Annotated in this window: 29 protein-coding genes and 1 pseudogene; 14 read left to right on the forward strand and 16 right to left on the reverse strand. The window is 72.3% G+C overall.

The genetic code is table 11. The features are described from left to right. The coding region (locus tag EAO76_RS01020; RefSeq protein WP_222872128.1) for an SGNH/GDSL hydrolase family protein at positions 1 to 741 on the forward strand (741 nt) is incomplete at its 5' end. 21 nt (positions 742 to 762) lie between these two features. Here EAO76_RS01020 and EAO76_RS01025 read toward each other — a convergent pair. The 4 genes from EAO76_RS01025 to EAO76_RS45745 form a co-directional block, all read right to left on the reverse strand. Next, positions 763 to 2,328 (reverse strand): hypothetical protein, encoded by a 1,566-nt coding sequence (locus EAO76_RS01025; protein WP_148832333.1) that lies wholly within the window; start codon positions 2,326 to 2,328, stop codon positions 763 to 765. Positions 2,329 to 2,477: 149 nt separating this feature from the next. Beyond that, entirely contained in the window at positions 2,478 to 2,852 is a 375-nt protein-coding gene (locus tag EAO76_RS01030; RefSeq protein WP_148832335.1) for an ankyrin repeat domain-containing protein, read from the reverse strand. Then, the gene (locus EAO76_RS47455; RefSeq protein ID WP_376470420.1) at positions 2,831 to 3,088 is read right to left on the reverse strand and encodes an ankyrin repeat domain-containing protein; all 258 of its coding nucleotides are present in this window, start codon (positions 3,086 to 3,088) and stop codon (positions 2,831 to 2,833) included. The genes EAO76_RS01030 and EAO76_RS47455 overlap by 22 nt, the downstream gene beginning before the upstream one ends. Then, on the reverse strand, positions 3,067 to 3,192 hold the full coding sequence (locus EAO76_RS45745) for a hypothetical protein (RefSeq protein WP_262375203.1): 126 nt from the start codon (positions 3,190 to 3,192) through the stop codon (positions 3,067 to 3,069). Before EAO76_RS45745 ends, EAO76_RS47455 begins: the two co-directional genes overlap by 22 nt. Positions 3,193 to 3,490: 298 nt before the next feature. Between EAO76_RS45745 and EAO76_RS01035 the strand changes: the two genes are divergently transcribed. After that, positions 3,491 to 5,134 carry a TROVE domain-containing protein gene (locus tag EAO76_RS01035; RefSeq protein ID WP_148832337.1) on the forward strand — a complete coding sequence of 548 codons (1,644 nt, stop codon included), beginning with the start codon at positions 3,491 to 3,493 and terminating at the stop codon, positions 5,132 to 5,134. A gap of 92 nt (positions 5,135 to 5,226) precedes the next feature. On the opposite strand, the gene EAO76_RS01040 is transcribed toward EAO76_RS01035, so the two are convergent. The 3 genes from EAO76_RS01040 to EAO76_RS01050 all read right to left on the reverse strand — a co-directional run bounded on the left by EAO76_RS01040 (position 5,227) and on the right by EAO76_RS01050 (position 7,529). Next, positions 5,227 to 5,898 carry a hydrolase gene (locus tag EAO76_RS01040; RefSeq protein ID WP_148832339.1) on the reverse strand — a complete coding sequence of 224 codons (672 nt, stop codon included), beginning with the start codon at positions 5,896 to 5,898 and terminating at the stop codon, positions 5,227 to 5,229. A 272-nt stretch (positions 5,899 to 6,170) separates the two neighbouring features. After that, positions 6,171 to 6,551 (reverse strand): peptidase inhibitor family I36 protein, encoded by a 381-nt coding sequence (locus EAO76_RS01045; RefSeq protein ID WP_262375204.1) that lies wholly within the window; start codon positions 6,549 to 6,551, stop codon positions 6,171 to 6,173. A 417-nt stretch (positions 6,552 to 6,968) separates the two neighbouring features. After that, on the reverse strand, positions 6,969 to 7,529 hold the full coding sequence (locus EAO76_RS01050; RefSeq protein ID WP_148832343.1) for a hypothetical protein: 561 nt from the start codon (positions 7,527 to 7,529) through the stop codon (positions 6,969 to 6,971). Between the two features lie 112 nt (positions 7,530 to 7,641). Between EAO76_RS01050 and EAO76_RS45750 the strand changes: the two are divergent. Beyond that, positions 7,642 to 7,905: pseudogene (locus EAO76_RS45750) on the forward strand (alpha/beta hydrolase); the annotation flags it as partial. Positions 7,906 to 8,011: 106 nt separating this feature from the next. After that, positions 8,012 to 8,587 carry an ankyrin repeat domain-containing protein gene (locus tag EAO76_RS01060; RefSeq protein WP_262375215.1) on the forward strand — a complete coding sequence of 192 codons (576 nt, stop codon included), beginning with the start codon at positions 8,012 to 8,014 and terminating at the stop codon, positions 8,585 to 8,587. A 177-nt stretch (positions 8,588 to 8,764) separates the two neighbouring features. On the opposite strand, the gene EAO76_RS01065 is transcribed toward EAO76_RS01060, so the two are convergent. Beyond that, on the reverse strand, positions 8,765 to 9,142 hold the full coding sequence (locus EAO76_RS01065; RefSeq protein WP_148832345.1) for a peptidase inhibitor family I36 protein: 378 nt from the start codon (positions 9,140 to 9,142) through the stop codon (positions 8,765 to 8,767). Between the two features lie 311 nt (positions 9,143 to 9,453). Beyond that, positions 9,454 to 10,197, reverse strand: coding sequence for a GntR family transcriptional regulator (locus tag EAO76_RS01070; protein ID WP_148832347.1), 744 nt, complete (start codon positions 10,195 to 10,197; stop codon positions 9,454 to 9,456). 229 nt (positions 10,198 to 10,426) lie between these two features. On the opposite strand from EAO76_RS01070, the gene EAO76_RS01075 reads away from it, so the two are divergent. Beyond that, positions 10,427 to 11,641 (forward strand): beta-ketoacyl synthase, encoded by a 1,215-nt coding sequence (locus tag EAO76_RS01075; RefSeq protein WP_148832349.1) that lies wholly within the window; start codon positions 10,427 to 10,429, stop codon positions 11,639 to 11,641. A 90-nt stretch (positions 11,642 to 11,731) separates the two neighbouring features. Here the strand turns inward: EAO76_RS01075 and EAO76_RS01080 are convergent, their stop codons facing one another. After that, positions 11,732 to 12,718 (reverse strand): alpha/beta fold hydrolase, encoded by a 987-nt coding sequence (locus EAO76_RS01080; RefSeq protein WP_148832351.1) that lies wholly within the window; start codon positions 12,716 to 12,718, stop codon positions 11,732 to 11,734. Between the two features lie 269 nt (positions 12,719 to 12,987). Between EAO76_RS01080 and EAO76_RS01085 the strand changes: the two genes are divergently transcribed. The 4 genes from EAO76_RS01085 to EAO76_RS01100 all read left to right on the forward strand — a co-directional run bounded on the left by EAO76_RS01085 (position 12,988) and on the right by EAO76_RS01100 (position 15,571). Beyond that, positions 12,988 to 13,644, forward strand: coding sequence for a maleylpyruvate isomerase N-terminal domain-containing protein (locus EAO76_RS01085; RefSeq protein ID WP_148832353.1), 657 nt, complete (start codon positions 12,988 to 12,990; stop codon positions 13,642 to 13,644). A 179-nt stretch (positions 13,645 to 13,823) separates the two neighbouring features. Next, positions 13,824 to 14,219: a hypothetical protein gene (locus tag EAO76_RS01090; protein ID WP_148832355.1), complete on the forward strand. Its 396-nt coding sequence runs from the start codon at positions 13,824 to 13,826 to the stop codon at positions 14,217 to 14,219. A gap of 136 nt (positions 14,220 to 14,355) precedes the next feature. Then, positions 14,356 to 14,922, forward strand: coding sequence for an SMI1/KNR4 family protein (locus tag EAO76_RS01095; RefSeq protein ID WP_148832418.1), 567 nt, complete (start codon positions 14,356 to 14,358; stop codon positions 14,920 to 14,922). 58 nt (positions 14,923 to 14,980) lie between these two features. Next, positions 14,981 to 15,571: an SMI1/KNR4 family protein gene (locus tag EAO76_RS01100; protein WP_148832357.1), complete on the forward strand. Its 591-nt coding sequence runs from the start codon at positions 14,981 to 14,983 to the stop codon at positions 15,569 to 15,571. A 58-nt stretch (positions 15,572 to 15,629) separates the two neighbouring features. Here EAO76_RS01100 and EAO76_RS01105 read toward each other — a convergent pair whose 3' ends face one another. The 4 genes from EAO76_RS01105 to EAO76_RS01120 are packed head-to-tail and all read right to left on the reverse strand — an operon-like array spanning position 15,630 to position 19,376. After that, on the reverse strand, positions 15,630 to 16,823 hold the full coding sequence (locus tag EAO76_RS01105; protein WP_148832360.1) for an ABC transporter permease: 1,194 nt from the start codon (positions 16,821 to 16,823) through the stop codon (positions 15,630 to 15,632). After that, a complete protein-coding gene (locus EAO76_RS01110) occupies positions 16,820 to 17,623 on the reverse strand; it encodes an ABC transporter ATP-binding protein (RefSeq protein ID WP_148832362.1) in 804 nt (267 codons plus the stop codon). The genes EAO76_RS01105 and EAO76_RS01110 overlap by 4 nt, the downstream gene beginning before the upstream one ends. Then, complete coding sequence (locus EAO76_RS01115) at positions 17,620 to 18,699, reverse strand: peptidoglycan-binding protein (RefSeq protein ID WP_148832365.1); 1,080 nt, start codon at positions 18,697 to 18,699, stop codon at positions 17,620 to 17,622. Before EAO76_RS01115 ends, EAO76_RS01110 begins: the two co-directional genes overlap by 4 nt. Beyond that, positions 18,696 to 19,376, reverse strand: coding sequence for a hypothetical protein (locus tag EAO76_RS01120; RefSeq protein WP_148832422.1), 681 nt, complete (start codon positions 19,374 to 19,376; stop codon positions 18,696 to 18,698). Before EAO76_RS01120 ends, EAO76_RS01115 begins: the two co-directional genes overlap by 4 nt. Before the next feature lie 149 nt (positions 19,377 to 19,525). Between EAO76_RS01120 and EAO76_RS01125 the strand changes: the two genes are divergently transcribed. The 5 genes from EAO76_RS01125 to EAO76_RS01145 all read left to right on the forward strand — a co-directional run bounded on the left by EAO76_RS01125 (position 19,526) and on the right by EAO76_RS01145 (position 24,635). Next, the gene (locus EAO76_RS01125; protein WP_148832367.1) at positions 19,526 to 20,218 is read left to right on the forward strand and encodes a response regulator transcription factor; all 693 of its coding nucleotides are present in this window, start codon (positions 19,526 to 19,528) and stop codon (positions 20,216 to 20,218) included. Positions 20,219 to 20,307: 89 nt separating this feature from the next. Continuing rightward, complete coding sequence (locus tag EAO76_RS01130; protein ID WP_148832420.1) at positions 20,308 to 21,789, forward strand: HAMP domain-containing sensor histidine kinase; 1,482 nt, start codon at positions 20,308 to 20,310, stop codon at positions 21,787 to 21,789. 43 nt (positions 21,790 to 21,832) lie between these two features. After that, the gene (locus EAO76_RS01135) at positions 21,833 to 22,297 is read left to right on the forward strand and encodes a hypothetical protein (RefSeq protein ID WP_262375208.1); all 465 of its coding nucleotides are present in this window, start codon (positions 21,833 to 21,835) and stop codon (positions 22,295 to 22,297) included. A gap of 157 nt (positions 22,298 to 22,454) precedes the next feature. Next, entirely contained in the window at positions 22,455 to 23,783 is a 1,329-nt protein-coding gene (gene thrS / locus EAO76_RS01140) for a threonine--tRNA ligase (protein ID WP_262375209.1), read from the forward strand. 72 nt (positions 23,784 to 23,855) lie between these two features. Further along, positions 23,856 to 24,635, forward strand: coding sequence for a sporulation protein (locus tag EAO76_RS01145; RefSeq protein WP_148832373.1), 780 nt, complete (start codon positions 23,856 to 23,858; stop codon positions 24,633 to 24,635). A gap of 113 nt (positions 24,636 to 24,748) precedes the next feature. On the opposite strand, the gene EAO76_RS01150 is transcribed toward EAO76_RS01145, so the two are convergent. Both EAO76_RS01150 and EAO76_RS01155 read right to left on the reverse strand, forming a co-directional pair. Continuing rightward, positions 24,749 to 25,282 (reverse strand): hypothetical protein, encoded by a 534-nt coding sequence (locus EAO76_RS01150; protein WP_148832375.1) that lies wholly within the window; start codon positions 25,280 to 25,282, stop codon positions 24,749 to 24,751. Positions 25,283 to 25,338: 56 nt separating this feature from the next. Further along, the gene (locus tag EAO76_RS01155; RefSeq protein WP_148832378.1) at positions 25,339 to 26,520 is read right to left on the reverse strand and encodes an NAD(P)/FAD-dependent oxidoreductase; all 1,182 of its coding nucleotides are present in this window, start codon (positions 26,518 to 26,520) and stop codon (positions 25,339 to 25,341) included. Positions 26,521 to 26,640: the final 120 nt, after the last annotated feature.

Below are 26,640 nucleotides of genomic sequence, written 5' to 3' on the forward strand. Positions count from 1 at the left end.
CCCGCCGCCCCTGCCGATCCCACTGCCCCTGCCGACTTCCCCGACCTCGCCGGCCTCGCCGACTTCACCGCCGAACTGTCCGACCCGTACTGCATGGCCCCGGACACCGCCGCCGAACTGCTCCGCGACCTCCCGTGGAACCGGCTGGTCGTGATGGGGGACAGCGTCACCGCCGGTGTGATGGACCTCCTCCCGGGCTATCGCGAGCGATCCTTCGCCGACCGCTTCACCGACGCCCTCGCCGCCACCCGCCCCGACTTCGCGACGGTCAACCTGGCCACGCCCCATCTGCTTCTCGACGAGATCCGGGACCAGCAGCTCATCCCCGCCCTGGACTTCGGGCCGGACGTGGTGATGGTGAGCGCGGGCGGCAACGACGCCTTCCGCAGCTTCGACCCGGAGAAGCTGCGGGCCGAACTGGCCTCGCTCCTGACACCCCTCGCCGAGAGCGGTGCCCTCGTCGTCACCATCGGCCTGTTCGACCTCGCCCGGTCGGGCCTCGTCCCGCCGGAACACGCCGACAACATGGCCCGCCGCTTCGACGAGCTCGACCGCGTCACCGCCGGCCTGGCCCGCGCACTCGGCGGCATCCACATCGACACCCACCACCACCCGCTCGCCGCCGACCCGGGCATCTACGCCGCCGACCGCGTCCACGCCAACGCCCGCGGCCACGCGGTCGCCTTCGCCGCCATCGCGACCACCCTGGCCCAGTACGCCCGGGAGTATCCGGGCGACTGACCCGGCCCCTTCCTTTCCCGGTCAGCCGGTGCCGACGGCACCGGACCCAGGGCGTGTTCCGGCAGTCCCGTCGGCCCCGGACACCAGCTCCGCCATGACGGCCGCCGGCAGGGACGGGTTGGCGGCAGCGGCTCGCCCCACCTGCCAGTCGTCGTCGGCGAGCAGCTCGACGAGGACCTCCGGCGGCACGGCCGGATGTCCGGCGGCCACCCGCCGCGCCTGCCGGTCCGCCAGACAGACGAGCAGCGCCGGGCCGGTCGCGCCGGGGTGCCGGGCGATCTCGCGCAGGGCCTTCCGGGCAGGCGGTACGCGTCCGGCCAGATCCTCCAACAGGGCGGGCGGGGTCCCCGGGTTGGCCGCCACCCCGGCGGCGACCTGGGTCCCGTGACGTTCGACCATGGACCGCAACCGGGCCTCCGAGAGGCCGGGGTGCCGCGCGACGGACTTGGCCACCCTCGCGTCGGGGTCGTCGGCCAGCGCGTCGCGTATCCCGGCCGGCAGATCGCGCCGCTCGGCCAGGAGCATCCGCAGCACCGGATTCGACGACCTGGCCAGATCCTCGACCTCGGAGGGGGAGGCGGAGGCGATGCGCGGCAGCAGGGACGAGCCGATCCTGGTGGCGGCGGCCAGGACGGGGAGCACGTCGAGCGGCACACGAGGGTTGTGCGCCAGACGGCGCCGCACATCGTGGCCGCGATCGGCGGCCAGCACACGGATCACGGCGTCGTCGATCGCCGGGTTCTCCGCGAGTTGGGCCCGGACACCGGGAACGGGGTCGTCGGAGAGCCGCACGGCGGTCTCCGGCGGCAGGTCGGGGCGGGCGGCGAGCCCGCCGCGCAGCAGCGCCGAGGGATGATCGGCGAACCGGAGAAGAGCCCCGACCGGTGTGGCGGGGTTCTGCGACGCCTGCTCCGCCAGCTCGTGGAGGGCGGACTCGTGCGAGCCGTCGCACGAGGCACCCGGCCGCAGGTTGCAGTCGGGCCGCGGACAGTTCGGATCGTGCGCGCAGGGCGTCTCCTCGCCGTCGCAGACCAGGCACCGCTCCGCCGGTGCCACCCCCTCGCCGCCGACCAGCATGGCCAGGACCCGCGGTGGTGTCGCCTCGTTGACCGCCACCGCGCGGCGGACCTCGGCATGCGGGTGGTGCGCCAGACGGGCCGCCAGGTCCGCCGTGGTCCACAACGCGAGTTCCACGACGACCCGTACGTCCGGGTCGGCGGCGAGTGTCTCCCGCACATCGGCCGGAAGCCCGGGACAGGCGGCCAGCTTCAACCGGTGCTCGACGTCGGGGTCCCGGGCGAAGAACCGCGCCCACTCCGGGTCGCCGGAACGCTCGTCGAGCAGGGCGAGCGCGGCCTGCGGCCGGGTGCGGGGGTCGACGTCGGCGGCGGTCAGCCGGCCCTCGTACGCGAGCAGCACGGCGCTCTCCTCGACGCGGGCGGCCAGGGCGACCGCCTGCTCGCGGCTGAGGTCCGCGCGACGGGCGAGGCTGTCGGCGACCTCCTCGTCCGCGACCGCGATCAGACGCCCCACCAGCTCGAAGGGCAGGGCCTCATTGGCGGCGAGGCCGCACAGCACGTGGTTCACAGGAGGACATCCTGCCCGGACCGCGGCAGGGGCGGCCAGGGTTCGGATTCGGGGCGGTCGGGGTTCGTCCGGAGTGGCCGGCGTTTCGAGTTCGGAATGGCCGGGGTTCGTCCGGAGCGGCTGGCGCTCGGGTCCGGAACGGTCGGGGTTCAGTCATCGAGCTCCGAGGGGTGTGCGTGCAGGGCGCCGAGGACGGGCGCGTACTTCTTCGCGTTCTCCGGCGACTGCCGCGCCCGGCCGACGGCCAGGCCCAGGGCGTACTCCGTCGGTGCCGCACCGCGGCCGAGCAGCCAACGCGCCATCAGCGTCCTCCCGGTGGTGAGCGCGTATTCGAGAGCCGTCCTGCCCTTCATCACGGCATCGATGTCCGCCCCGCGGTCCAGGAACAGAACCACGGTCTGCGGGTGGCCCCGATCCCCACTGGTCGCCGCCACCACCAGCGGCACCCACTCCATCGGGCCCTGGGCATCCATGACGGCCCCGGCATCGAGCAGCACCCGGATCATCTCGGGGTCGGGGCGCATCGCCGCCCGGAGCATCGGCGTCGACTCGTGGTACTCACCCGTCCGTCGGCACGGATCCGCCCCGCGGCGAGAAGAAGCCGGACGACATCGACATGCCCCGCGTTCACCGCGAGATCCAGCGCCGTACGCCGAACACTGTTCGGGGCGTCCGCCTCGGCGCCCGCGTCCAACAACCGCGCCACCGCTGCCGCATCGCCGTTCTCCGCGGCCCGTGTCAGCCGATCGGGCATGTCCATGGCTCCATCATCTCCGGCGACGGGGAACCCGGACCGTCCGCGGCCTGCTCGGACACCGGGGCGGCGAGCAGTTCCCCGTCCTCCTGCGCGGATGACATCGACACTGCGACCAGGGCCCTCCACCCGGCCGGGGCCCTCGACGAGCGAGCACGAGCGAGCCCCCGTTAATCGCTGGTGCGAGACCCGGGGACCCTTGTACGTTGGCGGCGCGACCGCGCCTCCGATGCGCCCGGCTGCGGCTACTTCCTCATGACAACCAAGTGATGCCGCCGCCCCTTTGATCTCGGCGGGCGCGGCCGTTTTCACCCTGTCGGGCCTCCGGGCCGGGGGTGTCCGATCCCTTGAATCCCGGAGGATTCGCTGCCCCGTTACGCCCCGCGCGTCTCCAAGGTCTGGTCCGAGATGCTCGTGACCCCGCACGTCTCGTCGGCCGCCCGCTCACAGCCCCGGCCACAACACCGGCCACAACCTCTGCTCCTTCCGCTGTCCCGGTCACAGCCCGGACACGGGCCCGCCGGGCCGGGCCTCCGCACCCACGAGGGTGGCCCGGCCTTCGTCCGCGAGCCCCGAGAGGAGCTCTTCCTCCTCGCGGTCGGCAACTTCGTGTCCCAGCGGACCTTTTACGAGAGCGGCGAGGAGCGGGACGACCGCTACATCCGTCTCGTCGGTGAACGCGCGGTCCAGGACCCCGTGTGGACGGCCGGCCTGCTGCGCTGGCTCCGCGGCGAGGGCAACATGCGCACGGCTTGCCTGGTGGGCGCCGCCACGTACGTGCGGGCCCGGCTCGCGGCCGGGGTGTCCGAAGGCCCGTCCAACCGGTCCGTGATCGATTCGGTGCTCCGGCGCGCCGACGAACCCGGCGAACTGCTCGCGTACTGGACCTCGGTGTACGGGCGGAACGTGCCGCAGCCCGTGAAGCGGGGCATCGCCGACGGCGTGCGCCGGCTGTACACGTCCCGGTCCCTGCTCAAGTACGACACCGAGTCCAAGAACTTCCGCTTCGGCGACGTGCTCAACCTGGTGCACGCCTCCCCCGACCCGGAAAAGCCCTGGCAGGGGGCGCTCTTCCAGTACATCCTGGACCGCCGTCACCATCCGGGGCGGGCGGTACCACCGGCCTCCGACCGGCTGCTGACCGCCCACCGGGCGTTGATGGAATCGGCCCTGGACGAGCGGCGGGCGCTGCTGACCGGGCCCGGCGGCCCCGAGCGGCTGGCCGGGGCGGGCATGACGTGGGAGGCGCTGGCGGGCTGGCTCCACGGACCGATGGACGCCGCCGCCTGGGAAGCCGTGATCCCCACGATGGCACCGATGGCGCTCCTGCGGAACCTGCGGAACTTCGACGAGGCGGGGGTCTCGGACGAGGTCGCGGCCCGGGTCGCCGCACGGCTCTCGGACGCCTCCGAGGTCGCCCGGTCCCGGCAGTTCCCCTTCCGCTACCTGGCCGCCCACCAGCAGGTGTCGTCGCGGCGCTGGGCAGCCGCGCTGGAACGGGCACTGGGCCACTCCCTGGCCAACGTGCCGTCCCTGCCCGGCCGGACGCTGATCCTGGTGGACCGTTCGGACTCCATGTTCTGGGACACGGTTTCCGAGCGGTCCGAACTGACCCGGGCGGACGCGGCCGCCGTGTTCGGCACCGGGCTGGCCATGCGCGCCGAGCAGGCCGATCTGGTGGAGTTCGGCTGGCGCAGCGCAGAGGTGCCGTTCGAGCCGGGCGAGCCGGTGCTCGAGGTGCTGAAACGGTTCCACGATCTCGGCGGCACCCACACCACGAAGGCGGTGCGGACCCATTACCGGGAACACGACCGGGTCGTGATCGTCACCGACGAGCAGGCCGTTCCCCGTCACCCCCGCGGGCCGGCCGAACCGGTCCCGGCCGACATTCCCGTCTACACGTGGAACCTGGCGGGGTACCGGCCCGCCCACGGCCCCACGGGCCCCCACCGGCACACGTTCGGCGGCCTCACGGACGCCGCGTTCCGGATGATCGGTCTCATCGAGGCCGGCCACGAGGCGTCCTGGCCGTGGACCGTTGAGCCCGCCTGAGCCCGCCTGATCCGGCCGGAGCCGGATCGAAGCGGCTCCGGCCGGATCGAACCGGTCCGGCCTCGTGCGGAGCAACGGTGGAGGCCGTCGGCCTACTCGAAGAGGGTCCCGGTCTTCTCGCCGATGGCCTGCTTGCGGCGGAAGTAGTCGTTGATGACGACCCGGTACAGATCGGCGTCCGGACGGGCCCAGTTGCGCATGAGCTCGCAGCCGAACGCGAGCGAGGTGATGGGCTGCGCACCGGCCTGCGTCATCCGTTCGATCGCCGTCGCGTGCGTGACCGCGGAGACACCTCCGACGGCGTCGACGACCGGGTAGACCTCGAACCCCTCGCGGAGCATGTCCAGCGTGGGGAAGGCGAGGCAGACCTCGGTCCACAGCCCGGCCATCACGATCTTCCTGCGCCCCGTAGCCCGGACGGCGGCGCGGAAGTCGGCGTCCTCCCAGGAATTGACCCCCGTACGGTCGATCTCCGCCACCCCGGGCAGTTCCTGCGTGATCTCCGGAACCGTGGCCCGATTGACACCCATTCCCACGGCGACCGTGCTCAGCACGGTCGGGAGTTCATAGGCGCGGGCGAGTTTGGCGAGCGTGACGGCGCCGAGGTCGATCTCCTCGCGACTGGCCGAGCCCACCGTGGCGTACTGGCCCTCCTGGTAGTCGATGAAGACCACGGCGCAGTTGTCCGGTGTGAGCAGGTGATCGGCCCGCGGGTCGCGGATGGGCTCGGGGGCGGTTTTGGCGTGTGCGGAATCGGCGGTCATGACGTGTTCCCTTCTCGCGTCCGGATCTTCCGTTCCTGTAATTCTTAAATATTAAACAATATATCCGGATGGGTCGCGAATCTTCCGTCCCGGGTCGGCCGGTGCGGCTGCGGGGGCGCGGCGCGATACCGGTTTCCCGGTCCCCGTCCGGTGGGTCGTGGCAGTCGAAGAGCCCCGGTCCGGGGTTCGGGCCGGGGCTCGAAGGGCTCAGGGTTCGAGGGGGTCCGCCGGGCCGGAACCCGACCCGGCGGGCGCCGTTGTCCCGGGCGGCGTCAGCAGCCCTGGCCGACGCGGAGCGAGGTCATCTTGTCGTTGAAGTGCGAGGGTACGGCCGCTTCGTACTTGCCCGGCGCGATCGTGATCATGCACCCGACGTAGTTGGAGTGCTCGTAGACGCTGACCGTTTTTCCGGTGCGGTTCCAGTACGAGGTCATGCGGTCGTTCATGTAATCGCCGACGTTGGGGTTCGACGAGGTGTAGTGCCGGAAGTCGCCCCGGTAACTGGACTGCTCCCAGACGCAGAAGGACCCGGACGGGCACTGGTCGGAGTCGGCCGCCGCCGGGTTCGTGGTCATGGAGGCGGTGCCCGCGGTGAACGCCAGGACGGCCGCGACGGTCCACAGGCGCGAGGAGGAGATTTTGAATCGGGCCATGCTTTTCTCCATTTCGTTTTCCGTGGTCGACCATTTGGGATCAACCGTGGGCAGCGTAGGAATTTCATGGACCGGCTGGCAATGCTCGACCGAGGCGGGTCAATCTGTGAATAAAGGTTTCTTCTCTTGGTTTCGTGGGCTTCTCGGAATTTCGGGGGGTGATGTCGATCAACACTAATAGGTGATATTTCGGCGCCATTTCACGCGCGCGTACGTACACGCGCCTGCGCCGGTTTCCGTCGGAACGGAGGATCGTCGGGCCAAAGACCGTTGCAGGGACCGCGGTCATGGGCCGGAGTGCCGCCGACCGGGGCCGGCCGGGACGGCGGCCGGAGGACGGTGGTCGGCGGCTGGAGGGTGGTGTTCGGGGGTGGTCGGAGGGTGGTGGTCGGCGGCGGGAGGACGGTGCTCGGGGGCCTACTGGTCCGGGCCGCCGCCGATGGCGCGCCAACTGGAGGAAAGCAGCTCCGCCCAGTGGTCCGGTACGGCCAGCAGGGAACTGCGGTCGGCGTCGGCCGCCGCGCTGCAGCGGACCAGGTCCGTGGCGCGGGTGAACGAGACGTAGGCCGGGAAGTCCTCGAAGACGTTGAGGAGCAGCGCCGCCGAGGACAGCGGCGTGCCGAAGGCGACGAGCCCGTCGGGCACGGTCACGCTGCTGACGACGAGCGGTGTGACACGGGCGCGCAGCGCGGCCCGGTACGCCCGGGCGGCGGTCTGTGGGGTGGCCCGGTTCTCCAACAGGGCGCGGAACGCGTCGCGTTGACGGCTGTTGCGGACGGCGCCGGTCTGCCGGGCCACCGCCGCGACGGATTCGTCCAGGGTGCCGGCCCGGTGCGGGAGGACCAGCCGGTGGACGCCCAGGCGGTTGCCGGGGAGGTGGCGTTCCTGCGGCGTCCGGGTCGACACGGCGATGGTCGCCACCGCGTCGCGCCCCGTGTCCGTCGTGCGGTGTTCGCGCCGCAGCCGTGCGAGGACCATGCCCAGGGCGGCGAGGGCGACCTCGTTGACGGTGGCGCCGTGGGCGCGACGCGGTGGCGACCATCGCCGTGTCGACCCGGACGCCGCAGGAACGCCACCTCCCCGGCAACCGCCTGGGGACGTCTTCCGCGCGGTCGGGCTGCTGAGCGTCCCCTACGCGCCGCCCGGCGGACCGCGGCCCAGTGAGGTCTTCGCGCGGATGGGCGGGGACGACGAGTTCTACATCTCCCGCTTCCAGGAGCCCGGCCGGGCGGAGGCCGAGATCGAACCGGACGTCCGCGGCTGGCTCGCGGGCTTCTACGCCGCTTTCTCCGCCGACACGACGCGCCGCCCTCCTGTTCACCCCGCTCGTCGGCCTGGCCGCGCTCGCGACCGCGTGCGGCGCCCAGTCCGACGGCGACGCCGGGCAGAAGCCCTCGGCCGCCAGGACCGGCCCCCCGTCCCCCACCGGCACGCCCGCCCGGTCGGCSGCCGACCGGGCGCTGCTCGAAGCGGCGCGCTCCGGTGACGCCGACGCGGTGCGCGAGGCGATCGGGCGGGGCGCCGGTCCGGAGGCCCGCGACGAGAACGACCGCACCCCGCTCCTGCTGGCGGCCACCGGTGACCACGTCGAGGCCGCCCGGGTCCTCGTCGACGCCGGTGCCGACCCGGACGCCCTGGACCAGCAGCACGACACACCGTGGCTGGTGACAGGAGTGACCGGCAGCGCCGCCATGGCCCGGACCCTCGCGGCGGCCGACCCGGACTACACCATCGTCAACCGGTACGGCGGCACCTCCCTCATCCCGGCCGGCGAGCACGGTCACGTCGCCTACATCCGGGAGGTCACCACCAACCCGGACATCGACGTCGACGTCGACCACGTCAACGACCTCGGCTGGACCGCCCTGCTGGAGGCCGTCATCCTCGGCGACGGCGGCACCGACCACCAGAAGACCGTGAAACTGCTCCTGGACGCGGGCGCCGACCCCGGCATCGAGGACGGGACCGGCATGACCGCGCTCCAGCACGCCCGCCGACGCGGCCAGGACGAGGTCGCCCGGCTGCTGGGCGAGTGAGCCGACGGCAAGAACGCGGCAGGGCCGCTGGGAATCGAGGGACAGGGATCGCGGGACAGGGATCGAGGGACGGAAATCACGGGACGGCGTGAGCCGGATTCCTCCTCGGCCCCGGTGACGGCACAAGGGCGGCACCCCCGACGGGGTGCCGCCCTCCCGTGTCCGGTCGGCCGCCGGTCAGCAGGCCCAGGTGTTGGACTTCATGTAGTGGGACACGCTGTCGGACTTCTTGTACCCCTTCGGGATGATCCCGCTGGAGCCGCTGTAGTTCTTCCCCGAGTACCACTTGAAGTCGCAGGAAGCGCCGTGGTTGTACCACGACTTGAAGCTCAGGAAGACCGAGTACTTGGTCAGGTCCGCGTTCTTGCCCGCGACCTGCTGCCGGTGGCCGGTGTAGTTCTGCCCGGACCAGACGCAGAAGTAGCCGGACGGACAGTCCGCCGCCGCCTGCGGAGTGATCGGTGACGCACCGGCGGAGCCCGCGGTCCCGACCAGCAGACCTCCGGTCAGCGCGATGCCCCCGGCCGCGGCTGCGAGCTTCCTGGTCATGTTCATGTGCCCTCCCCTTTGGGTCCTGAGTGAGCCGACCCACCGGCCGGCTCGACATCGAGACTGCGGGACGGGAGGCGGGGGCCGCCACAGCCGCCGCGGAGATGACGTCCTCGTGGGACGGCCCACGCCCCGACCTGCTGGGACGTGGTCCCAGGTGGCGGGCCGACGGGAAGGGGACGGGCGTTCCCGTGCGAACGTCTCACCCCATACGGGTTGTCCCACCCCGTACCGAATGTCCCACCCCGTGCGGGACGCCCTCGCTCCGTACGGACGGACGACCCGCCCCATCGGTGGGGGCATGCGGTCGGTGTCGGTCAGTGGGCGGCGACCGTCATCTCGAACGAGTACCGCGAGGCGCGGTACAGATGGGAGCCGCGCTCGACCGGGCTGCCCGAACTGTCGTACGCGGTACGGGTCATGGTCAGCAGGGTCGCACCGCGCGCCTCGTCGAGGAGCCGGGCCTCGGCGGCGGTGGCGCGGCGCGCGCCGATGGTCTGCGCGGCGCTCCTCAGGTCCGTACCGGACCGCCGGATCAGCTGGTACAGGCCGTTGTGGGTGAGCGCCTCCCCGGTCAGTTCCAGCAGACCGGCCGGCAGGTGGTTGCGGAGCAGGGCGATGGGCTCGTCGTCGGCGAACCGCAGGCGCTCGACGGCCACCACGTCCGCCCCCTCGTCCACCCGCAGCGCGGCGGCGACGTCGCGGTCGGCGGGGACGGTCGCCAGGGAGAGGACCTCGGTGCGCGGTCGGCGCCCGTCCCGTTCGAGGTCCTCATGGAGGCTGGTGAGCTCGACCTGGCGGCGGATGCGGTTGGTGACCACCTGCGTGCCGACCCCGCGCTTGCGGGCCAGGAGCCCCTTGTCGACCAGGTGCTGCATGGCCTGGCGCATGGTCGGGCGGGAGAGGCCGAGCCCGTCCGCCATGGCGATCTCGTTGCTCAGGCGCGTGCCGGGGGGCAGCACCCCGGTCTCGATGAGTTCCTGCAACTGCTGCGCGACCTGGAAGTACAGCGGTACGGGACTGCCCCGGTCGATGGTGATCAACTTCGTGAACGGCTCCACGTCACCCCTCCTGGGACTGCTGCCGACGGATGCAAGTATGTCCCAGCCCATGCTAGCTCCGTACGTCCTTATGTCCTAACAAATGGATCACCGGTATTTGTTGGGACTCCATAATCTCTCGCCCTCAAATCGGTCGACCTCCCTCCCGGCTTCCCTATCGAATGCTGGCATGATCCCCATGAGAGCAAGTCGAGCGGTATGTAGCATTCATACAATTCAAGGGGCTCGTATGACTGATAATGATCGGGTACTGGTGACGGGTGTCGGTGCGATGACGCCGCTGGGAGCCGATGCGCCGTCGTCGTGGTCGGGGCTGCTGGACGGCAAGTCGGGGGTCCGTTTCCTGGACGAGGAGTGGGCCGCCGACCTGCCGGTGCACGTCGCGGCCGGGCTCACGGTGGACCCCGCCTCCCTGCTGCCGAGGACCCAGGCCAGGAAGCTGGACCGCAGTGAGCAGGTCGCCGTCCTCAGCGCGCGGGAGGCCTGGGCGGACGCCGGTGCCCCGCAGGTCGAGCCCGAACGGTTCGCCGTCGTCATCGGTACGGGGACCGGTGGCGTCATCACCACGCTGGAACAGGACGACGTCTTCGAACGCGCCGGGGCCCGTCGGCTGTCGCCGTTCACGGTCCCCATGCTCATGCCGAACGGGCCGGCCGCCTGGGTGAGCATGGACCTGGGCGCGAAGGGAGGGGCCAGGACCGTGGTGAGCGCCTGCGCCTCCGGGGCGGAGGCCCTCGCCGTGGGGCAGGACCTGATCCGCGGCGGGCGGGCGGACGTGGTCGTCGCGGGTGGGGTGGAGGCGTGCCTGCACCCCTTCACCATTGCGGCGTTCGCCCAGATGAAGGCCCTGTCGACGCGGTGCACGGACCCGGAGGCCGTGTCCCGTCCGTTCGACGTCGAGCGGTCCGGGTTCGTCATGGGCGAGGGCGCGGGAATGATGGTGCTCGAACGTGCCGGGTTCGCCCGGGCCCGCGGCGCCCGCGCCCACGGCACACTGGCCGGCGGCGCCGTGAGTTCGAGCGCGAACCACATCACGGCCTCCGACGCGGAGGGCCAGTCCTTCGCCATGCGACTGGCGCTGCGCGACGCCGACCTGGCCCCGGCGGACATCGGGGTCGTGCACGCCCATGCCACTTCGACGGAGTCCGGCGACCTGGCGGAGGCCGAGGCGATCGGCCAGGTGATCGGCGACCACGCGGCGGTGACGGCGACGAAGTCGATGACGGGTCACATGATGGGCGCGTCCGGAACGATGGGGGCCATGGCCGCCCTGCTCGCGCTCAGGGACGGCACGGTACCGGCCACGCGCAACCTCGACGAACTCGATCCGCGCGTGGAACTGGACGTGGTGCGCGGTGAGCGGCGCACCGGCCGGTGGTCGGCCGCACTGGCCAACTCGTTCGGGTTCGGCGGACACAACGTCAGCCTCGTCTTCACGAAGTGACGGCGGTTCCCGGCTTTCCCCCGCCCCCTCCCCGGCCTCCGCGCCGACCGGTACGGCCCCGGGCCCGGCCGGTACGGTGCGGTGCGTGTCTCAGGCGGGCAGTGCGGCCAGCCAGTCGGTCAGGATCCGGTTGACCTCCTCGTGGCGCTCCTGCTGGATCCAGTGGCCGCAGCCGTCGAGGACGTGCGAGGAGACCAGGCCGGGCAGGGTGGTGGGGTACGCCCGGATCGCGTCGGCCAGCCAGGTGGTGGAGGCGTCCGACGCCCCGCCGATGAACAGGGACGGCTGGGTGATGGGCCTGCCCCGGAAGTCGGCGAGGTCCTCCCAGTCCCGGTCCATGTTCCGGTACCGGTTGAGCGCCCCGCTCATGCCGGTCCGTTCGAACTCCCCGGCGTAGAAGTCGAGATCGTCCTCACCGAGCCAGGCGGGCGACCGGTCGACGGGGAACCGGTCGCGCAGCGGCCCGCCGCGGCCCGCGAAGTGCGGGTCCGGGTCGTCGGCGGCGGGCATCGTGTCGGCGGAGAAAGCGGCGTAGAAGCCCGCGAGCCAGCCGCGGACGTCCGGTTCGATCTCGGCCTCCGCCCGGCCGGGCTCCTGGAAGCGGGAGATGTAGAACTCGTCGTCCCCGCCCATCCGCGCGAAGACCTCACTGGGCCGCGGTCCGCCGGGCGGCGCGTAGGGGACGCTCAGCAGCCCGACCGCGCGGAAGACGTCCGGCCGGAGGAGGGCGGAGTGCGCGGCGATGCCCGAACCCCAGTCGTGTCCGACGATCACCGCGCTCCGCTCCCCGAGCGCGTGCACCACGGCGACGGCGTCCTCGACCAGTTCGAGCATCCGGTACGCGGCGATCTCCCCGGGCTTGGAGGAACGCCCGTAGCCGCGGACGTCCACGGCGACCGCGCGGTATCCGGCCGCGGCCAGCACCGGAAGCTGGTGGCGCCAGGAGTACCAGGACTCCGGGAACCCGTGCACCAGCAACACCATTGGCCCGGTGCCCTGTTCCACCAGATGGATCCGGCCGGCGGGCGAGGCGACCAGTCGATGCGTGACGTCTGTGGACCGGGTGGACTGCGGCATGAATCCTCCGTGGTGTCGGTCGGTACGGGGTCGGGGCGGATACGGGATCGGCGGGTACGGGTGACACGGCGTGGGCCGCGGACCGCGGCCCGGAACACGATCATGTGCCGAGTGCGGGGACTGCCGCGAGCCCTGTTGCCGCTTCGGCAAACCGTGAACCGTTCCGGTGCTTCGAAGGCACCCGTTCGGCGCCCTCGCCCGCGGCGCCTCGTCGTTCCCGATGGAGTGGACGCCCCGCGCGGAGGACCGGGCGCTGCTAGTTTGCGGGCGTGGATCTCTTCTCGCGCTCCTGGACGGCGTTGCTCGCAGCGGTCGCCGAGCTCTCGGACGAGGACTTCGCACGGCCGTCCGGCTGCACCGGCTGGCTCGTGCGGGACCTGGTGTGCCATCTGGTCATCGATGCCCAGGACGTCCTGATCACCCTCGCCACCCCCGCCGGGACGGAACCGACCCGGGACGCGGTGACCTACTGGGAAGTCACCGGGGAGCCGCCGACCGGCGACGACCCGCTCGACGCGCTGACCGTCCGCCTGGCCGCCGCGTACCAGGAGCCGTGGCTGCTCAAGTTCCACCTCGACGACGTCGGTTCGGCCGCCGGGCGCGCCGCCGGACTCGCCGACCCCGCGACCCGGGTCGGCACCCGCGACGAGGTTCTCACCGCGGGCGACTACCTCTCCGCGTACGTCCTGGAGTGGACGCTGCACCACCTCGACCTGATCGCGCACCTCCCGGACGCCGCGGAGCCGCCCGCCGAGGGGCTCGCCCGGACCCGCGAGATGCTGGAGCGGATCGCCGGTGCGGTGTTCCCCCCGTCGTTCTCCGACCGGGACACATTGCTGATCGGCACCGGGCGGCGCGCCCCGACCGGGGCGGAGGAGGCCGAGCTGGGCGAACTGGCCGCGCGGCTGCCGTTCGTCCTCGGCTGACCGGTCCGGCCGGCGCGCATTCGGCGGGCCGCGGCATGCGCGTGTCGACCGGCCCCGCGTGCCCGGTGGGCATTCGTGCGCCGACCGGCCCCGTGCGCCCGGTGATCGGTCCTGCCCCTCGGGCGCACGGGGCCGGGGCCTACTGTGTGATCATGGATTCATCCCCCCGAATTCGGCGTGTGGGCAAAGCACTCGCCGTGACAGTGGTCGCCACGGCCATATCCCACCTGCTCCTGTCCGACGGTCTGTCGCTGTCCCTGTGGAGCCAGGCCTCGGCGAACATGGGCGAAGCCCCCGCGAGCACGGGGGACCAGGCGTTCACCGCGGCGATCCTCAACACCGTGCTGGCCATGCCGCTGGTGTTGTGGATCGGCATGAGGCTGTTGCGGGAGCGCCGCGTGTACCCGATGGTCCTCGTGGGCGCCGTCGGCTGGTTCATCACCGTCGGCCACGGGATCGACCTCATCGACGACGGGATCGGCACCCTGCTCCCCCTCTGGTCCCTGGCCGCGTTCGCCGCGGTCACCTGCCTGTCCTCGCTCGTTCTCACTCCCCACCCGCGCACCGACCGATGAGCCGTTCCCGTCGGCCCCGGATCGGGGCCGGGGCCGACGGGTCGAAACGGTGCCGTCGTCGCCCGCGGCGGGAGCACGGTCGTGGGGCGGCGGCGGGCGGTGTCGGTGGGGAGTGATACCCATGGGCCCCATGCCCATGAATGTGGATCACGCCGTCCCCGCCGACCTGGAGGCGCTCCGTGCCGCCTTCGACACCGACTCGTGCGCCCCGCCCCTGGGATGGGACGCGGTGTGCGCCTTCGAGGCCGCGCACGGGATCGTGCTGCCCGAACCGTACCGGACGTTCGTCGCGGAGATCTGCGACGGGTCCTTCTCGGGGCCGCCGGAGTACGGGCTCGTCGCCCTGACCGAGATGCCCAAGGACTGGGGCAACGGCCGCCCCGAGCGCGTACTGGCCAAGCCCTTCCCGTTGACCGGCGCGTGGGTGTGGGAGGGGGAGGAGGACGATCCGCGGCCCGAGGAGGAGATCGAAGCGCTCCTGGAGCAGGTCTTCTACCACGGCTCGATCGTGCTGGGCACCGACGGATGCGGCATGTACTGGCACCTCGTCGTCGCCGGCCCCCATCGTGGGCACGTCTGGAACATCGGCGGCGAGGGCGCCGTGCCCTTCGGCGCCGAGTTCGGCCACACCACGTCGGAGCCCGGCTTCGCCGGATGGGTCGGGCACTGGGCGGCCGGCAAGTACTGGTACGACGCCTCGTGAGGCCGGGCGCCTTCGGGGCGCGGCACCGCGGGGACGTACGGGAGGGAAGGGAGCGGAAGTGAGCACGACACCCGGAACGGCGGCGCTCGAACGGGTCGTTCCGACGGCGCACGGCGTCGACGAGCGGATCGACTGGAGCGAGGTCGAGGGGATCTGGGGCACCCGGTTCCCGGCCGACTACGTCGCCTTCATGAAGACGTACGGGGCGGGACAACTCAGCCGGGACATCGGGATACTGCTGCCGGTTCCCCGGCCCGACGCGTATTCGGACGGCTCCGGTCTGCGGCAGGAGACCTCGAACGCCCGCGGCACCTGGGAGATGTGCGGCGGGAGGGCCGCCCTCGACGTGGCCCCGGACTCCATCCTGGCCTGGGGCGTCACCAGCGGCGCGGACATCTACTGCTGGCTGACCACGGGCGACGATCCCGACCGGTGGCCCGTGCTCGTGTGCGGACGGCACACCGCTCCTCCCTTCCAGGTCCACCCCTTCGGGATGGCGGAGTTCCTGCACCGGCTGCTCACCGACGAGGAGTTCCAGGAGGAGACGATCAGCGTCGTCCTGCCGAAGGAGCAGTCGTTCGTCAACTGGCGTGAGCAGAAACGGCGTTGGGACGCCGGGCTCGATCCGTCCACCGGGGAGCCCTGGTAGCGGCCGGGCGGCGGGGCACCCTGTGCCCCGCCGCCCGGCGGTCGGTCCCCCGGCCGCCTCAGGCCGCGTTCAGGGCCACCGTCGGGTGGAGGCGGGAGGCGCGGATCGCCGGGTAGAGGCCCGCGACCACACCGATCAGGAGGGTGGCGGCCAGACCGCCCACCAGGGATTGCGGCGGGACCACCGCCGTCCACCCCTGGAACCGCGCGAAGCCGTACGTCGCCGCCGCGCCCAGCAGCGCGCCCGTCACCCCGCCCAGCGCCGAGAGCAGCAACGACTCGGTCAGGAACTGGAGCCGGATCGCGCCCCGGGTCGCGCCCAGCGCGCGGCGCAGGCCGATCTCCTGGCGGCGCTCCAGGACGGAGATGACCATGGTGTTGGCGATGCCGACCCCGCCGACCAGGAGGGCCACCGCGCCCAGACCGAGCATCAGGTTCGTCAGTCCCTCGTCGGTGGCGGCCTTGGCGGCCAGTGCGTCCGAGGGGCGGGAGACCTTGATGCCCGTCTCCTTGCCGGGGCTGATGGTGCGGGCCAGGATCGCCCGTACGTCCTCCACCGAGGCGTCCGTGGAGCGCTCGAAGACGGTGGTGGGGTGGCCGTCGAAGCCGAAGTGACGTTCGGCGGCGGGGAATCCGACCATGGCCACCCGGTCCAGGTTGGGGACCAGTTCGAGCGGTTCGAGGATGCCGACGACGGCCACCCGGGTCCCGTTCATCATGATCGTCTCGCCGACGCGGGTGATGCCCAGACGGTCCGCCGCCACCGCGCCGAGGACCGTCGTCGGGAGGCGTTCGCCGGCCCGGTCCAGCCAGACGCCCCTGCGCACCTCGCCGCCGAGCGCGGACAGCAGGTCGCGGCGGACCGCCTGGGCGGTGACGCCCGCGGTGCGTTCCTCGGGGACCACGTCGCTGCGGCGGATGCGGACGTCGATGTCGGCGGTGGCCGTGGCGTGCTGCACCGGGCCGATGCGCTCGACCATCGCGACCGCGTTCTTAGGAAGCCGCACCTCCTCCCCCATGGCGTCCTTGCCCGCCTCGGCGGTGAGGAGGTTGGTGCCGAGACGGTCGAGCCGGGCCATCAGGTCCGCACGGCTCGACTCGGACAGGCCGACGACCGCGACCATGGTCGCGATGCCGATGGCGATGCCGAGCGCCGAGAGCACCACGCGCGCCCGGCGGGCGCGGAGACCGACCGCGCCGACGCGGAGCACGTCGCGGGGCGAGAGGCGGGAGGGCCTGAGGTCTTTCCTCATGTGCCGTCCTCCGCCGTGCGGGGGGCGGGGGACGTACCACGGCCCGTGCCTCGGCCACCGCCGGATCCCATGTCGGAACCCGTGCCCGAGCCCGTATCGGTACCTGGGGCCGGACGCGCCCCGGAGCGGGTGTCCGAGACGATCTCGCCGTCCCTGAAGCGGACCCGGCGCGGCAGCGCGTCCGCGATCTCGTTGTCGTGGGTGATCACGCAGACGGTGGTTCCGGACGCGTTCAGCTCGTGCAGCAGCTCCATGACGATCCCGCCGGACGCGGTGTCCAGCGCCCCGGTGGGCTCGTCCGCCAGCAGCAGCCGGGGATTGCCCACCAGGGCGCGGGCGATGGCCACGCGTTGCTTCTCGCCGCCGGACAGTTCGTTCGGCGTGTGCGAGCCGCGGTGCTCCAGCCCCACCCTGGCCAGTGCCTCCCGCGCCCGCGCGCGCCGTTCCCCCGGTGGTACGCCCCCGTACAGCAGTCCGTCGGCGACGTTGTCCACCGCGTCGCGGCCCGCCGCCAGGTGGAAGTGCTGGAACACGAAGCCGATGTGGCGGGCGCGCAGTGCGGAGAGCCTGGAGTCGGAGAGCCCGGACACGTCGTACCCGGCGATCCTGACCGTGCCCGTGGTGGGCCTGTCGAGGGTGCCCATGATGTTGAGCATCGTGGACTTGCCGGAGCCGGACGGGCCGACGACGGCGAGCAGTTCGCCCGCCCCGACGGTGAGGTCCACTCCGCGCAGGGCATGGACGCCGCCGGGGTACGACTTGGTGGCGGCCCGCAGTTCGACCACCGGTGGCACCGTCATGACGCCGCCACCCCGACCTTCAGGCCCTCGCGCAGGTCCGGGCCGCTGACCTCGATCTGCCCGTCGGCGGTCATGCCCGTCTCCACCCGCACCATCTTCGACGTGGTGCCCCGGACGATCTGGAGGCCGTAGCCGCCGTTCTCGCCGCGCAGGGCGACGACCGCCTCGACGGGTACCGCGAGGACGCCTTCGCGCGCCTCGCTGACGAACTTCACGCTCGCCGGCGCCTTGGGGTCCTCGCCGGACGCGGCCTTCGCCCCGCCCTCCAGGACGACCTCGACGGTGATGCCCTCCTCGGCGCCCGCGCCGCCGCCGGACCCGGACTCCTCCGGGCGCACCGTTCCCGCGACCTTGCCGGCCACGGTCCGCCCGCTCGGCAGGGTGACCTCGACCCTGGTGCCGGACGAGGTGAGCGGGCCGTCGGTCTGGTCCAGCTGTGCCCGTACGACGGGCTTGGTGGAGGCGACCGTCAGGACCGGCCCGTCGGGGCCCACCCGGTCGGCGAGCGCCGCGTCGGCGGAGACCACCTTGACCGGTCCCGGCTGGAAGACGACGTCGCCCCTGCCGACCCGGCCGGTGGTGTCGCGGTTGAGGGACTTCTGCCACCGCTTGACGGCGGCCTCGGTGTCCTTGCCGTACCAGACATCGACGTACAGCCCCGCCCCGTAGCCCAGGTCCCGCAGGTTGCGCTCCAGTTGGAGCACGTCGCTGCCCCGGTCGCCGGGCTTCATCTCGCGGAACATCGGGACCGGCCCGTAGAGGAGGGTGACGGGCTTGTCGTCCAGCTCGTACAGCGCCTGCCCCATGGTCAGCGTCCTCCCCTCGACGGCGGCCACCGTGACGGTGCCCTCGACGGCGGACTTGACCGGGCGGCGCTGCGCGAAGTCGAGCCTGCCGTCGACCGTCTTGGACTGCACGAGGTCGGTGCGCACGACGGTCGTGGTGGCGGGCGGCAGGTCGTCGCCCCGTCCCGGGGTGCCCGCGCCGCCGCCGTCGCCGAGGAGCAGGACTCCCCCGGTGACCGCGACGGCGGCGGTCGCCGCGCCGAGCGCGCGCAGAGCGGTGCCGCGCCTCACTGCATGCCGTCCAGACCGTCGAGCAGCTTCGACGCGCACGCCTCGCGGGCCTTCTTGTAGGCCGGTGAGTTCGAGTCGATGGACGGGGACGCCGGGTTCGGGTCGCCACCCGGCTGGGCGTTGCCGCCGCTCATGGTCGGGTTGGTGAACCGGGAGACGCCGTTGTCGCGCATGCACTTGGCGTGCGCGAGCATCGACTCGTAGGACTTCTGCTGGTCGCGTTCGGGCTCGGCCGTCATGGCGGCCTGCAACTCGGGCACGCAGACGCCGTTCCTGCCGCCCTTGATGCCCTCGTTGCGGCCGGGCTGGGAGCCGATCTCGTTGACCTTGTCCCAGTCGAGGTACCCGCTGAGCCTGGGGTCGGGGAAGTCCTTGTAGCCGCCCTTGGCACGCATGCACTGGACGTACTTCAGCTGGGCGTCGTAGAAGGCGCTCCTGCCCGCGGACGGGGCGCTCGGTCCGCCGTCGCCCTTCGCGGTGCCCGCCGTCGGCGCGTCCGGTACGTCGGCGATCGCGGTGTCCTTCTTGTCCGCCCCGCCGGATTCATCACCGGAGCCGCCGCCGCAGGCGACGGAGAGTGCGAGGAGGGGCAGTGCCACGAGGGTGACCAGACGCAGCCGGGCGGCGGCGCGGGAGTTCGTGGCGGCAGCACGGGAGTTCGTGTCGGGGAGGTTCATGCCTGGGAAGTTCATGCGTCCCACGCTCGCCGCCGCGGATGATGGCCCGTCCATGGCCACATGATGAGAACGTAACAATGCCTCCGACCTGCGCCTCCGTCCCCGTCCGGGGTGGGGGAAACGGTTGCGGCACGCCCATAATCGGCCCCATGCCGCATGTACTGCTCATCGAGGACGACGCGTCCGTACGGGACGGGATGGAGCTCGTGCTGCGTCGGCACGGGTACGGCGTGGACACCGCCGCCACCGGGGAGCTGGCCCTCGCCCTGCTGGACGGCCCGGCCGGCGGGAGGGTCGAGCTGGCCGTGCTGGATCTGATGCTGCCCGGCATGGACGGCTTCGAGGTGTGCCGCCGCATCCGGGCCCGGACCGCCGCCCTGCCGATCATCATGCTGACCGCGCGCGGCGACGACCACGACGTCGTGACGGGTCTGGAGGCGGGCGCCGACGACTACGTGGTCAAGCCGGTCACCGCGCCCGTGCTGGAGGCCCGCATCCGGGCCGCGCTGCGCCGGGCGGAGCCGTCGGCGCGCCGGGGCCCGGACGGCGATCTCGCCGGGCTGGTGATCGACCGCGCCGGGCTGACCGTCACCAAGAACGGCATCCCCGTCCCGCTGCCGCCCACCGAGCTGCGGCTGCTGCTGGAGCTGTCGGCCGCCCCCGGCCGGGTCCTCAGCCGCGAGCAGCTCCTCGAATCGGTGTGGGACCACACTTTCCTCGGCGATTCGCGGCTGGTGGACGCGGCGGTGGGGCGACTGCGGGCCAAGCTGGAGGACGTACCGGCCAAGCCCCGGTACGTGCAGACGGTGCGGGGCTTCGGCTACCGCTTCGGGCCGCTGTGAGCCGTACGGGCGGTGGCAGCCGCAGGAACGGCCGGGGCGGCCGTGGGAGCGGCGGCCCGCGACGGCGCCGTAGGCAGTTCACCGGTGGCCTGCGCGTGCGGCTCGTCGTCACCTTCGTCGTCGTCGCCCTCATCAGCGCGGCGACCTCGACCGCCCTCGCCTACCGGGACGCCCGCACCGCCGTCCTCCAGCGCACCCAGAACGCGGCCGTGGACGACTTCCGGAAACAGGTCGGCGCGGTGGCCGTCGACTTCGACCTGCCGCCCGACCAGCAGTCGTTGTCCCGGTTCGCGGCGAAGGTGTCGGAGCGCATCGGCGGAAAGATCGTGGTCGCCCGCTACCAGGACCTGTCCGCCACCTCCGACTCGTTCGCCGACACGAAGTCCCGGATCACCGTCGAGCTGCGCGCCGCCGTCATGACCGGTGACGGCGCGGGGTTCCAGCGGGTGCGGTGGCGGGGCGAGCCCTACCTGGTCGTCGGTACGCCCGTCATGTTCGCCGACGGGGATCGCCGGGCCTCCGGCCTGGAGGTCTACGCGATCACCGATCTGCGGGCCGAGAGCGAGGACACGGCCGCCCTGCTCGACTCCGTACGGGCCGGCATCGTGCCGGTGGTCCTGCTGGCCGCCGTCCTGGCGCTGCTGGCGGCGGGGACGGTCCTGCGTCCGGTGCGGAAGCTGGGCCGGGCCACCCGCGAGCTGGCGGCCGGGGACCTCGGCAGCCGGGTCGCCGTCACCGGGCACGACGAACTCGCCGACCTGGCACGGACGTTCAACGACACCGCCGACGCCCTCCAGGCGTCCGACGCGGAGCTGCGCGAGCAGGAGGCGAAGGCGCGCCGTTTCGTGGCGGACGTGTCGCACGAGCTGCGCACGCCCCTCGCGGCGATGACGATGGTGGCGACCGTCCTGGAGGAGGACGCCGACCAGTTGCCGCCGGACGCGGCGCGGGCGGCCCGTACCGTCGGTGCGGAGACGGCCCGGTTGTCCCGGCTGGTCGAGGACCTGATGGAGATCTCCCGCTTCGACGCCAAGGCGGTGCGGCTGAACGCGGCCGAGACCGACCTCGCCGACACCGTACGGGCGTCGCTGGCGCTGCGCGGCTGGACGGACCGGGTGCGGACGGACCTTCGCGAGGGTGTGCGGGCGGTGGTCGACCGGCGCCGGATCGATGTGATCGTGGCGAACCTGGTGGGCAACGCGCTGCGGCACGGCGCCCCGCCGGTCACCGTGACCCTCGGGACGTCCCGTGCGGCGGACGGGGAGTGGGTGGTCCTGTCCGTCGCCGATCACGGCCCCGGGCTGCCGTCCGACGCCCGGGAGCGGGTCTTCGACCGGTTCTACAAGGCGGACGCGGCCCGCACGCGCGGTGCGGCCGACGACAGCGGACAGGGCAGCGGCCTCGGTACGGCGATCGCGCTGGAGAACGCCCGGTTGCACGGCGGCACGATCGAGGTGACCGACGCGACTGATATCGCCGATGTGGCCGACACGGCCGCCGACGGGCCGCGGCGCGGCGCGGTGTTCACGCTGCGGTTGCCCCTGCGGCATACGGAGGAGGACGCGGAGTGAGAGTTCGACGTACGGGAGAGGGAGCGGAGTGAGGGGTCGACCGGTGGGAGCGGCTGTTGTGCTGGGGATCGTCCTGGTGGGGTGCGGGGTCCAGCCGACCGGGGTGATAGGCGCGGGCGAACCCGCGTCCGGGCTGACGCGCGGCATGCGGTTGTACTACGCGTCCGCCGACGGCCTGCGCGCGGTGCCCCTGATCGACAAGGAGATCGACGACCTCGGCGGGGTGCTGAAGATGCTCGGGCAGGAGCCGCCCGAGGGGCTCATCTCCCTCGTCCACCTCGGCGGCTACTCGGCGGTCGGCTCGGGCCCCCGTGTCACGGTCAGCATCGACGGTCTCTACGGCGACTCGGGGCGCGACCAGGGCACGGGACAGGTGGTGTGCACGCTGGCGCGCGCCCAGTCCGTGCTCGAACCGAAGGTCGGGGCCGATGACGTGGAGGTGACCCTGCGGCCGTCCGAGGGCGCCGCGCTGGGCCCCTACCGGTGTGCGGACTTCCTCAACAGGTGAGCCGGACGGGTCCGCGACAGCGGGCCGGGCGGACGGGTCCGCAACGGCGGATCGGACCCTCGCGAACCCGCCCGACGGGAAAAGCCCGGGCGGACGCCGGCCCGCCCTGCTAACGTCCCCGGCATGAAGCGTGCCGCCATGACGACGACGCCGGAGAGTGTCCCGGCGCGCTGACCCATGTCTCAGTCCGAAGCCCCGGGGCGAGTGCCCCGGGGCTTCGTCCTGCGGTCACCCGCCCGATGTCCGCGAGGAGACCGCCATGCACGACCACCGCAAACTCGGCCGTGAACTGGGCCTGTTCGACACCGACCCGCTGATCGGCGCGGGCCTGCCGTACTGGCTGCCCGACGGCGCGACCGTCCGGCACGCCCTGGAGGAGTACATCCGCGCCGCCGAACGGCGGGCCGGATACCGGCACGTCTGCTCGCCGGTGCTCGGCAAGCGGGAGCTGTACGAGATCTCCGGGCACTGGGCGCACTACAGCGACGACATGTTCCCCCCGATGGACCTCGGCGGCGAGCAGGTCGTGCTGCGGCCGAGCCTGTGCCCCCATCACGCGGTGATCTACCGCTCCCGCTCCCACAGCTACCGCGAGCTGCCCCTGCGCATGGCCGAGCTCGGCGGCATGTACCGCTCCGAACTGTCCGGTGTGCTCGGTGGGTTGACCCGGGTCCGGGCCATCCGGCTCAACGACGCGCACATCTTCTGCACCCTGGACCAGGTCGCCGAGGAGGCGCGGGCCGCGCTGGAGATGATCCGCCGGGCGTACGAGGCACTCGGCATCGCCCCGGCCCGCCACCGGCTCTCCCTGCCCGGCCCCGGTGGCAAGTACGTCGCCGCGCCCGAGCAGTGGCGGCGCGCCACCGACCTGCTGGTCGACGTCCTCGACCGCTCCGGTCTGCCCCACGAGGCGGCCGAGGGGGAAGCAGCGTTCTACGGGCCCAAGATCGACGTCCAGGTCGCCGACGGGGCCGGCCGGGAATCCACCCTGTCCACCATCCAGATCGACTTCCACCAGCCCGAGCGGTTCGACCTGCACTACATCGGCGCGGACGGTGCCCGGCACCGCCCGGTCATGGTCCACCGCAGCATCATCGGCAGCGTGGAGCGGGCTGTCGCCCACGTCGTCGAACGGCACGGCGGCGCCTTCCCCGCCTGGCTCGCCCCCACCCAACTGGTGGCCCTCCCGGTCTCCGAAGCCGAACTGCCGAACGCCGAGGCGTTCGTGCGGCGTTGCGTCGACCTGGGGCTGCGTGCCGAGGTCGTGGCGCCGGACCGCGGCAGCCTGGGTGCCCGGATCCGGGAGGCCCGCCTGGTTCCCTACCAGGCCGTCATCGGCGCCAGGGAGGCCGTGGACGACCATGCCGCCCTGCGGCTGCGCGACGGCCGCCGGATCGGTCCGCGACCGGTCGACGAGGTGCTCGCCCGTATCGCCGCCCTCGTCGCCGCCCACGGCACCGAGCTGTGGTCCGACACCGCCCCGTAGCGGACGACGCGCCCGGGATCCGCTGTTGACCAGTGGTTATGCTGCGCCGTAGCCATAGGGGAGGGAACACACATGGGCTTTCGCAGACTGTTCGGGCTGGAGAACAACAGTGCCGACCAGGAACCGCCGGAGATCGACACGCACATCACCACGATCGCTCCGCTGCCCGGCCACATCATCGAGGGCGAAGTCGTCCTCAAGGGCGGCGGCCAGGGCTTCAAGGTCGATCACCTCAACCTCGACGTCGAGGCCAAGAGCTACTACTACAACGGCACGCTCAGGGAGGAGAACGTGGTCGGCCTGGATGTCGGCCGCTACTCGTTCGATGTGGAGCCCGGCACGGAACAGAGGGTTCCGTTCAACGGGCGGCTGCCCTGGGAGTGTCCGGTCACCGAGCTCGGCGGCCAGGCCCTCGGTGTCGATGTGTCCCTGACCACCCGGCTGCGCTGGGAGAGCGAATCACCGGTCAGGGACCTGGACTTCCTGCACATCGTGGCACCGCCGCTGTACGAGGCGGTCCTGGAAACGTTCGCCGAGGAGGGTTACCGGGTCGACGGATCGCAGTTGATCGACTCGTACATCCCCGACGTGGAGGCGCACCAGGGCCTGTACCAGATCTTCTTCGTCAACAACCCCGCGAATCCGGGCCGGTTCGGGGAGCTGGAGGTCGTCTTCCACCAGAACGTGGTCGGCGCCATGGTCTACGTCCGCCGCGCCGCCCGCTCCGTGTTCGAGTGGGAGGAGAAGCCCCCGGTACGCTCCTTCCCGGCCGCGCACCACGAGGTGGGACAAGTCGGTTTCGGGGAGCGGGTACGCGGTGCGCTCGCCGAGCTCGCGCTCCTGGACCGCTGAGGTTCGGGCCCCCGGGCACGGCGCTCGCCGACCGACGCGGCCCCGGTGACAGACGTACGTCACCACCCCGGCGAGGGCCCCGGGCGAGCAAGGGCGGATGACGGTCCGTCGTGTCAGTGCGACGGACCGGTGGGGCCCATGTTCCACTCCCGGGGCAGGTCGTCGCCGCAGAAGACGCAGACGAAGTCGTCCTCGCGCACGATGTCGTGCTCCCGGCAGCCGGGGCAGCGCCGGAACACCACCTCGTGGGTGAAGCCTGACGGACGCCCGAGGCCCGTACGGTCCAGGGCCCGGGCGACCGCCGGCCACGAGGTGACATCCGGGCAGTACCCGGTCGAATGATTGCTGACCCCGTCGACGGCCCACCGGCCCGCATCGTGGACGAAGCCGATCTCACCGGCGCCCAGGACCGGCTCCCCACCGGCGCAGGCCACGTGCTCGCTCCGTCGCGGCGCCAACCGGAGCACACCGTCCGTGGCGACCACGAAGGTGAACGGCTCGGCCGGTTCCGACACGGACAGCCCACCGGCCCAGCTGTCGAAGTCGGCCGCCGAACCGATCCGGCGACCGCCGCTCCCGGGCCGGACCGCGGCCCTCAACTCGGCCGGTCCCACATATGGATAGCTTCTCCGTCCCGGCGCACTCATGTGTGCCGGCCCAGAGAGCTCGCCCGCACGCGTGTGCGTCGCCACGGGCGCCGGGGTCAGTGCCGGCCGGTCATGTGGGCGAGTACCTGAGCGGCACCGTCGGGGCCGAATGCCTCGTCGATGGCCTCGGCCGCTCCTTCGGCGGCCTCGACGGAGCGCGGCAGGAGGATCTGCTCGTAGGCGGTGACGGCCCGGTCGACGATGGTGTTGTCGATGGCCGCGTCGGCGGTGGTGGCGTGGTCGATGAGGGCCCGGGCGAGGTCGGCGCCGTCGAGCATGGCGAGGTTGGCACCCATCCCGGAGAACGGGGACATGAGGTGGGCGGCGTCGCCGAGGAGGGTGAGGCCGGGGGTGTGGGGCCAGGTGTGCGGGACGGGCAGGGCGTACAGGGGCCGGTTGACGTAGCCCGTGTCCGTGTCGGTGATGAAGCCGAGCAGGTCGTCGCCCCAGCCGGTGAACTTCTTCAGGAGGGCGTCGCGCACGGCGGCGGTGTCGGTGAGGTCGAGCCCGGCCCGCCGGTGCCAGTCCTCGTCGACGCGCATGCCGATGTGGACGCGGATGTGCCCGTCGCCATTGCGCTGGGCGACGAAGCCCCGGTGGTCGTGCAGAGCCATCATGGTGCCGGCGGCGGTGAGCGCGGCGAGTCGGGGATGACGGGTGTCGGCGTCGTCGAAGCCTGCCTCGACGAACGTGACACCGGTGTAGCCGGGTGTCACGTCCGTCAGCAGAGGGCGGACCCTGGACCAGGCCCCGTCGGCGCCGACGACGAGATCCGCGTCAGTGGTGGTGCCGTCGGCGAAGTGCAGGCGGTGGACGCCGTCTCCGAGGGGCTCGACCCGGGTGAGTCTGTGGGCCCAGCGGACGGTGCCGGGTTCGAGGGAGTCCAGCAGGAGCCCGCGCAGTCGGCCGCGGTCGATCTCGGGGGCGCCCTCGGCGCTGTCGGTCTCGGGCGGTATGCCGTCGAACACGATCCGGCCGTCCCGGCCGACCACGCGCATCTGCCGGCCCTCGGGGCGGGACAGCGCGAGGAAGTCGTTCAGCAGTCCGGCCGCGCGCAGGGCGTACTGGCCGGATTCGGGGTGCATGTCAAGGGTGCCGCCCTGGCCACGCGCCTCGGAAGAGGTGTCCAGGTCGCAGACGGTGACGGCGATGCCGTGCCGCTGGAGGACGCGGGCACAGGTGAGTCCACCTGGTCCGGCACCGACGATGACGATCCGGGGGGAAGGGGCGGTGTTCATGGTGGTGCTCCGTTCGCGCGCACGGCGGTGCCGTGGAGTGTGGTTGGCGAGTCCCGGGCCCCGGGACGGTGCCGAAGGGCAGGTGGAAGGAGGGCGGAGAGCAGGAAAGGAGGGCCGGGG

The organism is Streptomyces sp. sk2.1 (assembly GCF_008120935.1).
GTDB lineage: Bacteria > Actinomycetota > Actinomycetes > Streptomycetales > Streptomycetaceae > Streptomyces.

Excerpts from the sequence above, each read along its gene's own strand:
- EAO76_RS01030 (WP_148832335.1), bottom strand. The coding sequence starts at position 2,852 with ATGCGCCCCGACCCCGAGATGATCCGGGTGCTGCTCGATGCCGGGGCC.
- EAO76_RS47455 (WP_376470420.1), bottom strand. The coding sequence starts at position 3,088 with ATGGACATGCCCGATCGGCTGACACGGGCCGCGGAGAACGGCGATGCG.
- EAO76_RS01035 (WP_148832337.1), top strand. The coding sequence starts at position 3,491 with ATGCTCGTGACCCCGCACGTCTCGTCGGCCGCCCGCTCACAGCCCCGG.
- EAO76_RS01040 (WP_148832339.1), bottom strand. The coding sequence starts at position 5,898 with ATGACCGCCGATTCCGCACACGCCAAAACCGCCCCCGAGCCCATCCGC.
- EAO76_RS01045 (WP_262375204.1), bottom strand. The coding sequence starts at position 6,551 with ATGGCCCGATTCAAAATCTCCTCCTCGCGCCTGTGGACCGTCGCGGCC.
- EAO76_RS01050 (WP_148832343.1), bottom strand. The coding sequence starts at position 7,529 with ATGGTCCTCGCACGGCTGCGGCGCGAACACCGCACGACGGACACGGGG.
- EAO76_RS01065 (WP_148832345.1), bottom strand. The coding sequence starts at position 9,142 with ATGAACATGACCAGGAAGCTCGCAGCCGCGGCCGGGGGCATCGCGCTG.
- EAO76_RS01075 (WP_148832349.1), top strand. The coding sequence starts at position 10,427 with ATGACTGATAATGATCGGGTACTGGTGACGGGTGTCGGTGCGATGACG.
- EAO76_RS01080 (WP_148832351.1), bottom strand. The coding sequence starts at position 12,718 with ATGCCGCAGTCCACCCGGTCCACAGACGTCACGCATCGACTGGTCGCC.
- EAO76_RS01095 (WP_148832418.1), top strand. The coding sequence starts at position 14,356 with ATGAATGTGGATCACGCCGTCCCCGCCGACCTGGAGGCGCTCCGTGCC.
- EAO76_RS01105 (WP_148832360.1), bottom strand. The coding sequence starts at position 16,823 with ATGAGGAAAGACCTCAGGCCCTCCCGCCTCTCGCCCCGCGACGTGCTC.
- EAO76_RS01110 (WP_148832362.1), bottom strand. The coding sequence starts at position 17,623 with ATGACGGTGCCACCGGTGGTCGAACTGCGGGCCGCCACCAAGTCGTAC.
- EAO76_RS01120 (WP_148832422.1), bottom strand. The coding sequence starts at position 19,376 with ATGAACCTCCCCGACACGAACTCCCGTGCTGCCGCCACGAACTCCCGC.
- EAO76_RS01125 (WP_148832367.1), top strand. The coding sequence starts at position 19,526 with ATGCCGCATGTACTGCTCATCGAGGACGACGCGTCCGTACGGGACGGG.
- EAO76_RS01145 (WP_148832373.1), top strand. The coding sequence starts at position 23,856 with ATGGGCTTTCGCAGACTGTTCGGGCTGGAGAACAACAGTGCCGACCAG.
- EAO76_RS01150 (WP_148832375.1), bottom strand. The coding sequence starts at position 25,282 with ATGAGTGCGCCGGGACGGAGAAGCTATCCATATGTGGGACCGGCCGAG.
- EAO76_RS01155 (WP_148832378.1), bottom strand. The coding sequence starts at position 26,520 with ATGAACACCGCCCCTTCCCCCCGGATCGTCATCGTCGGTGCCGGACCA.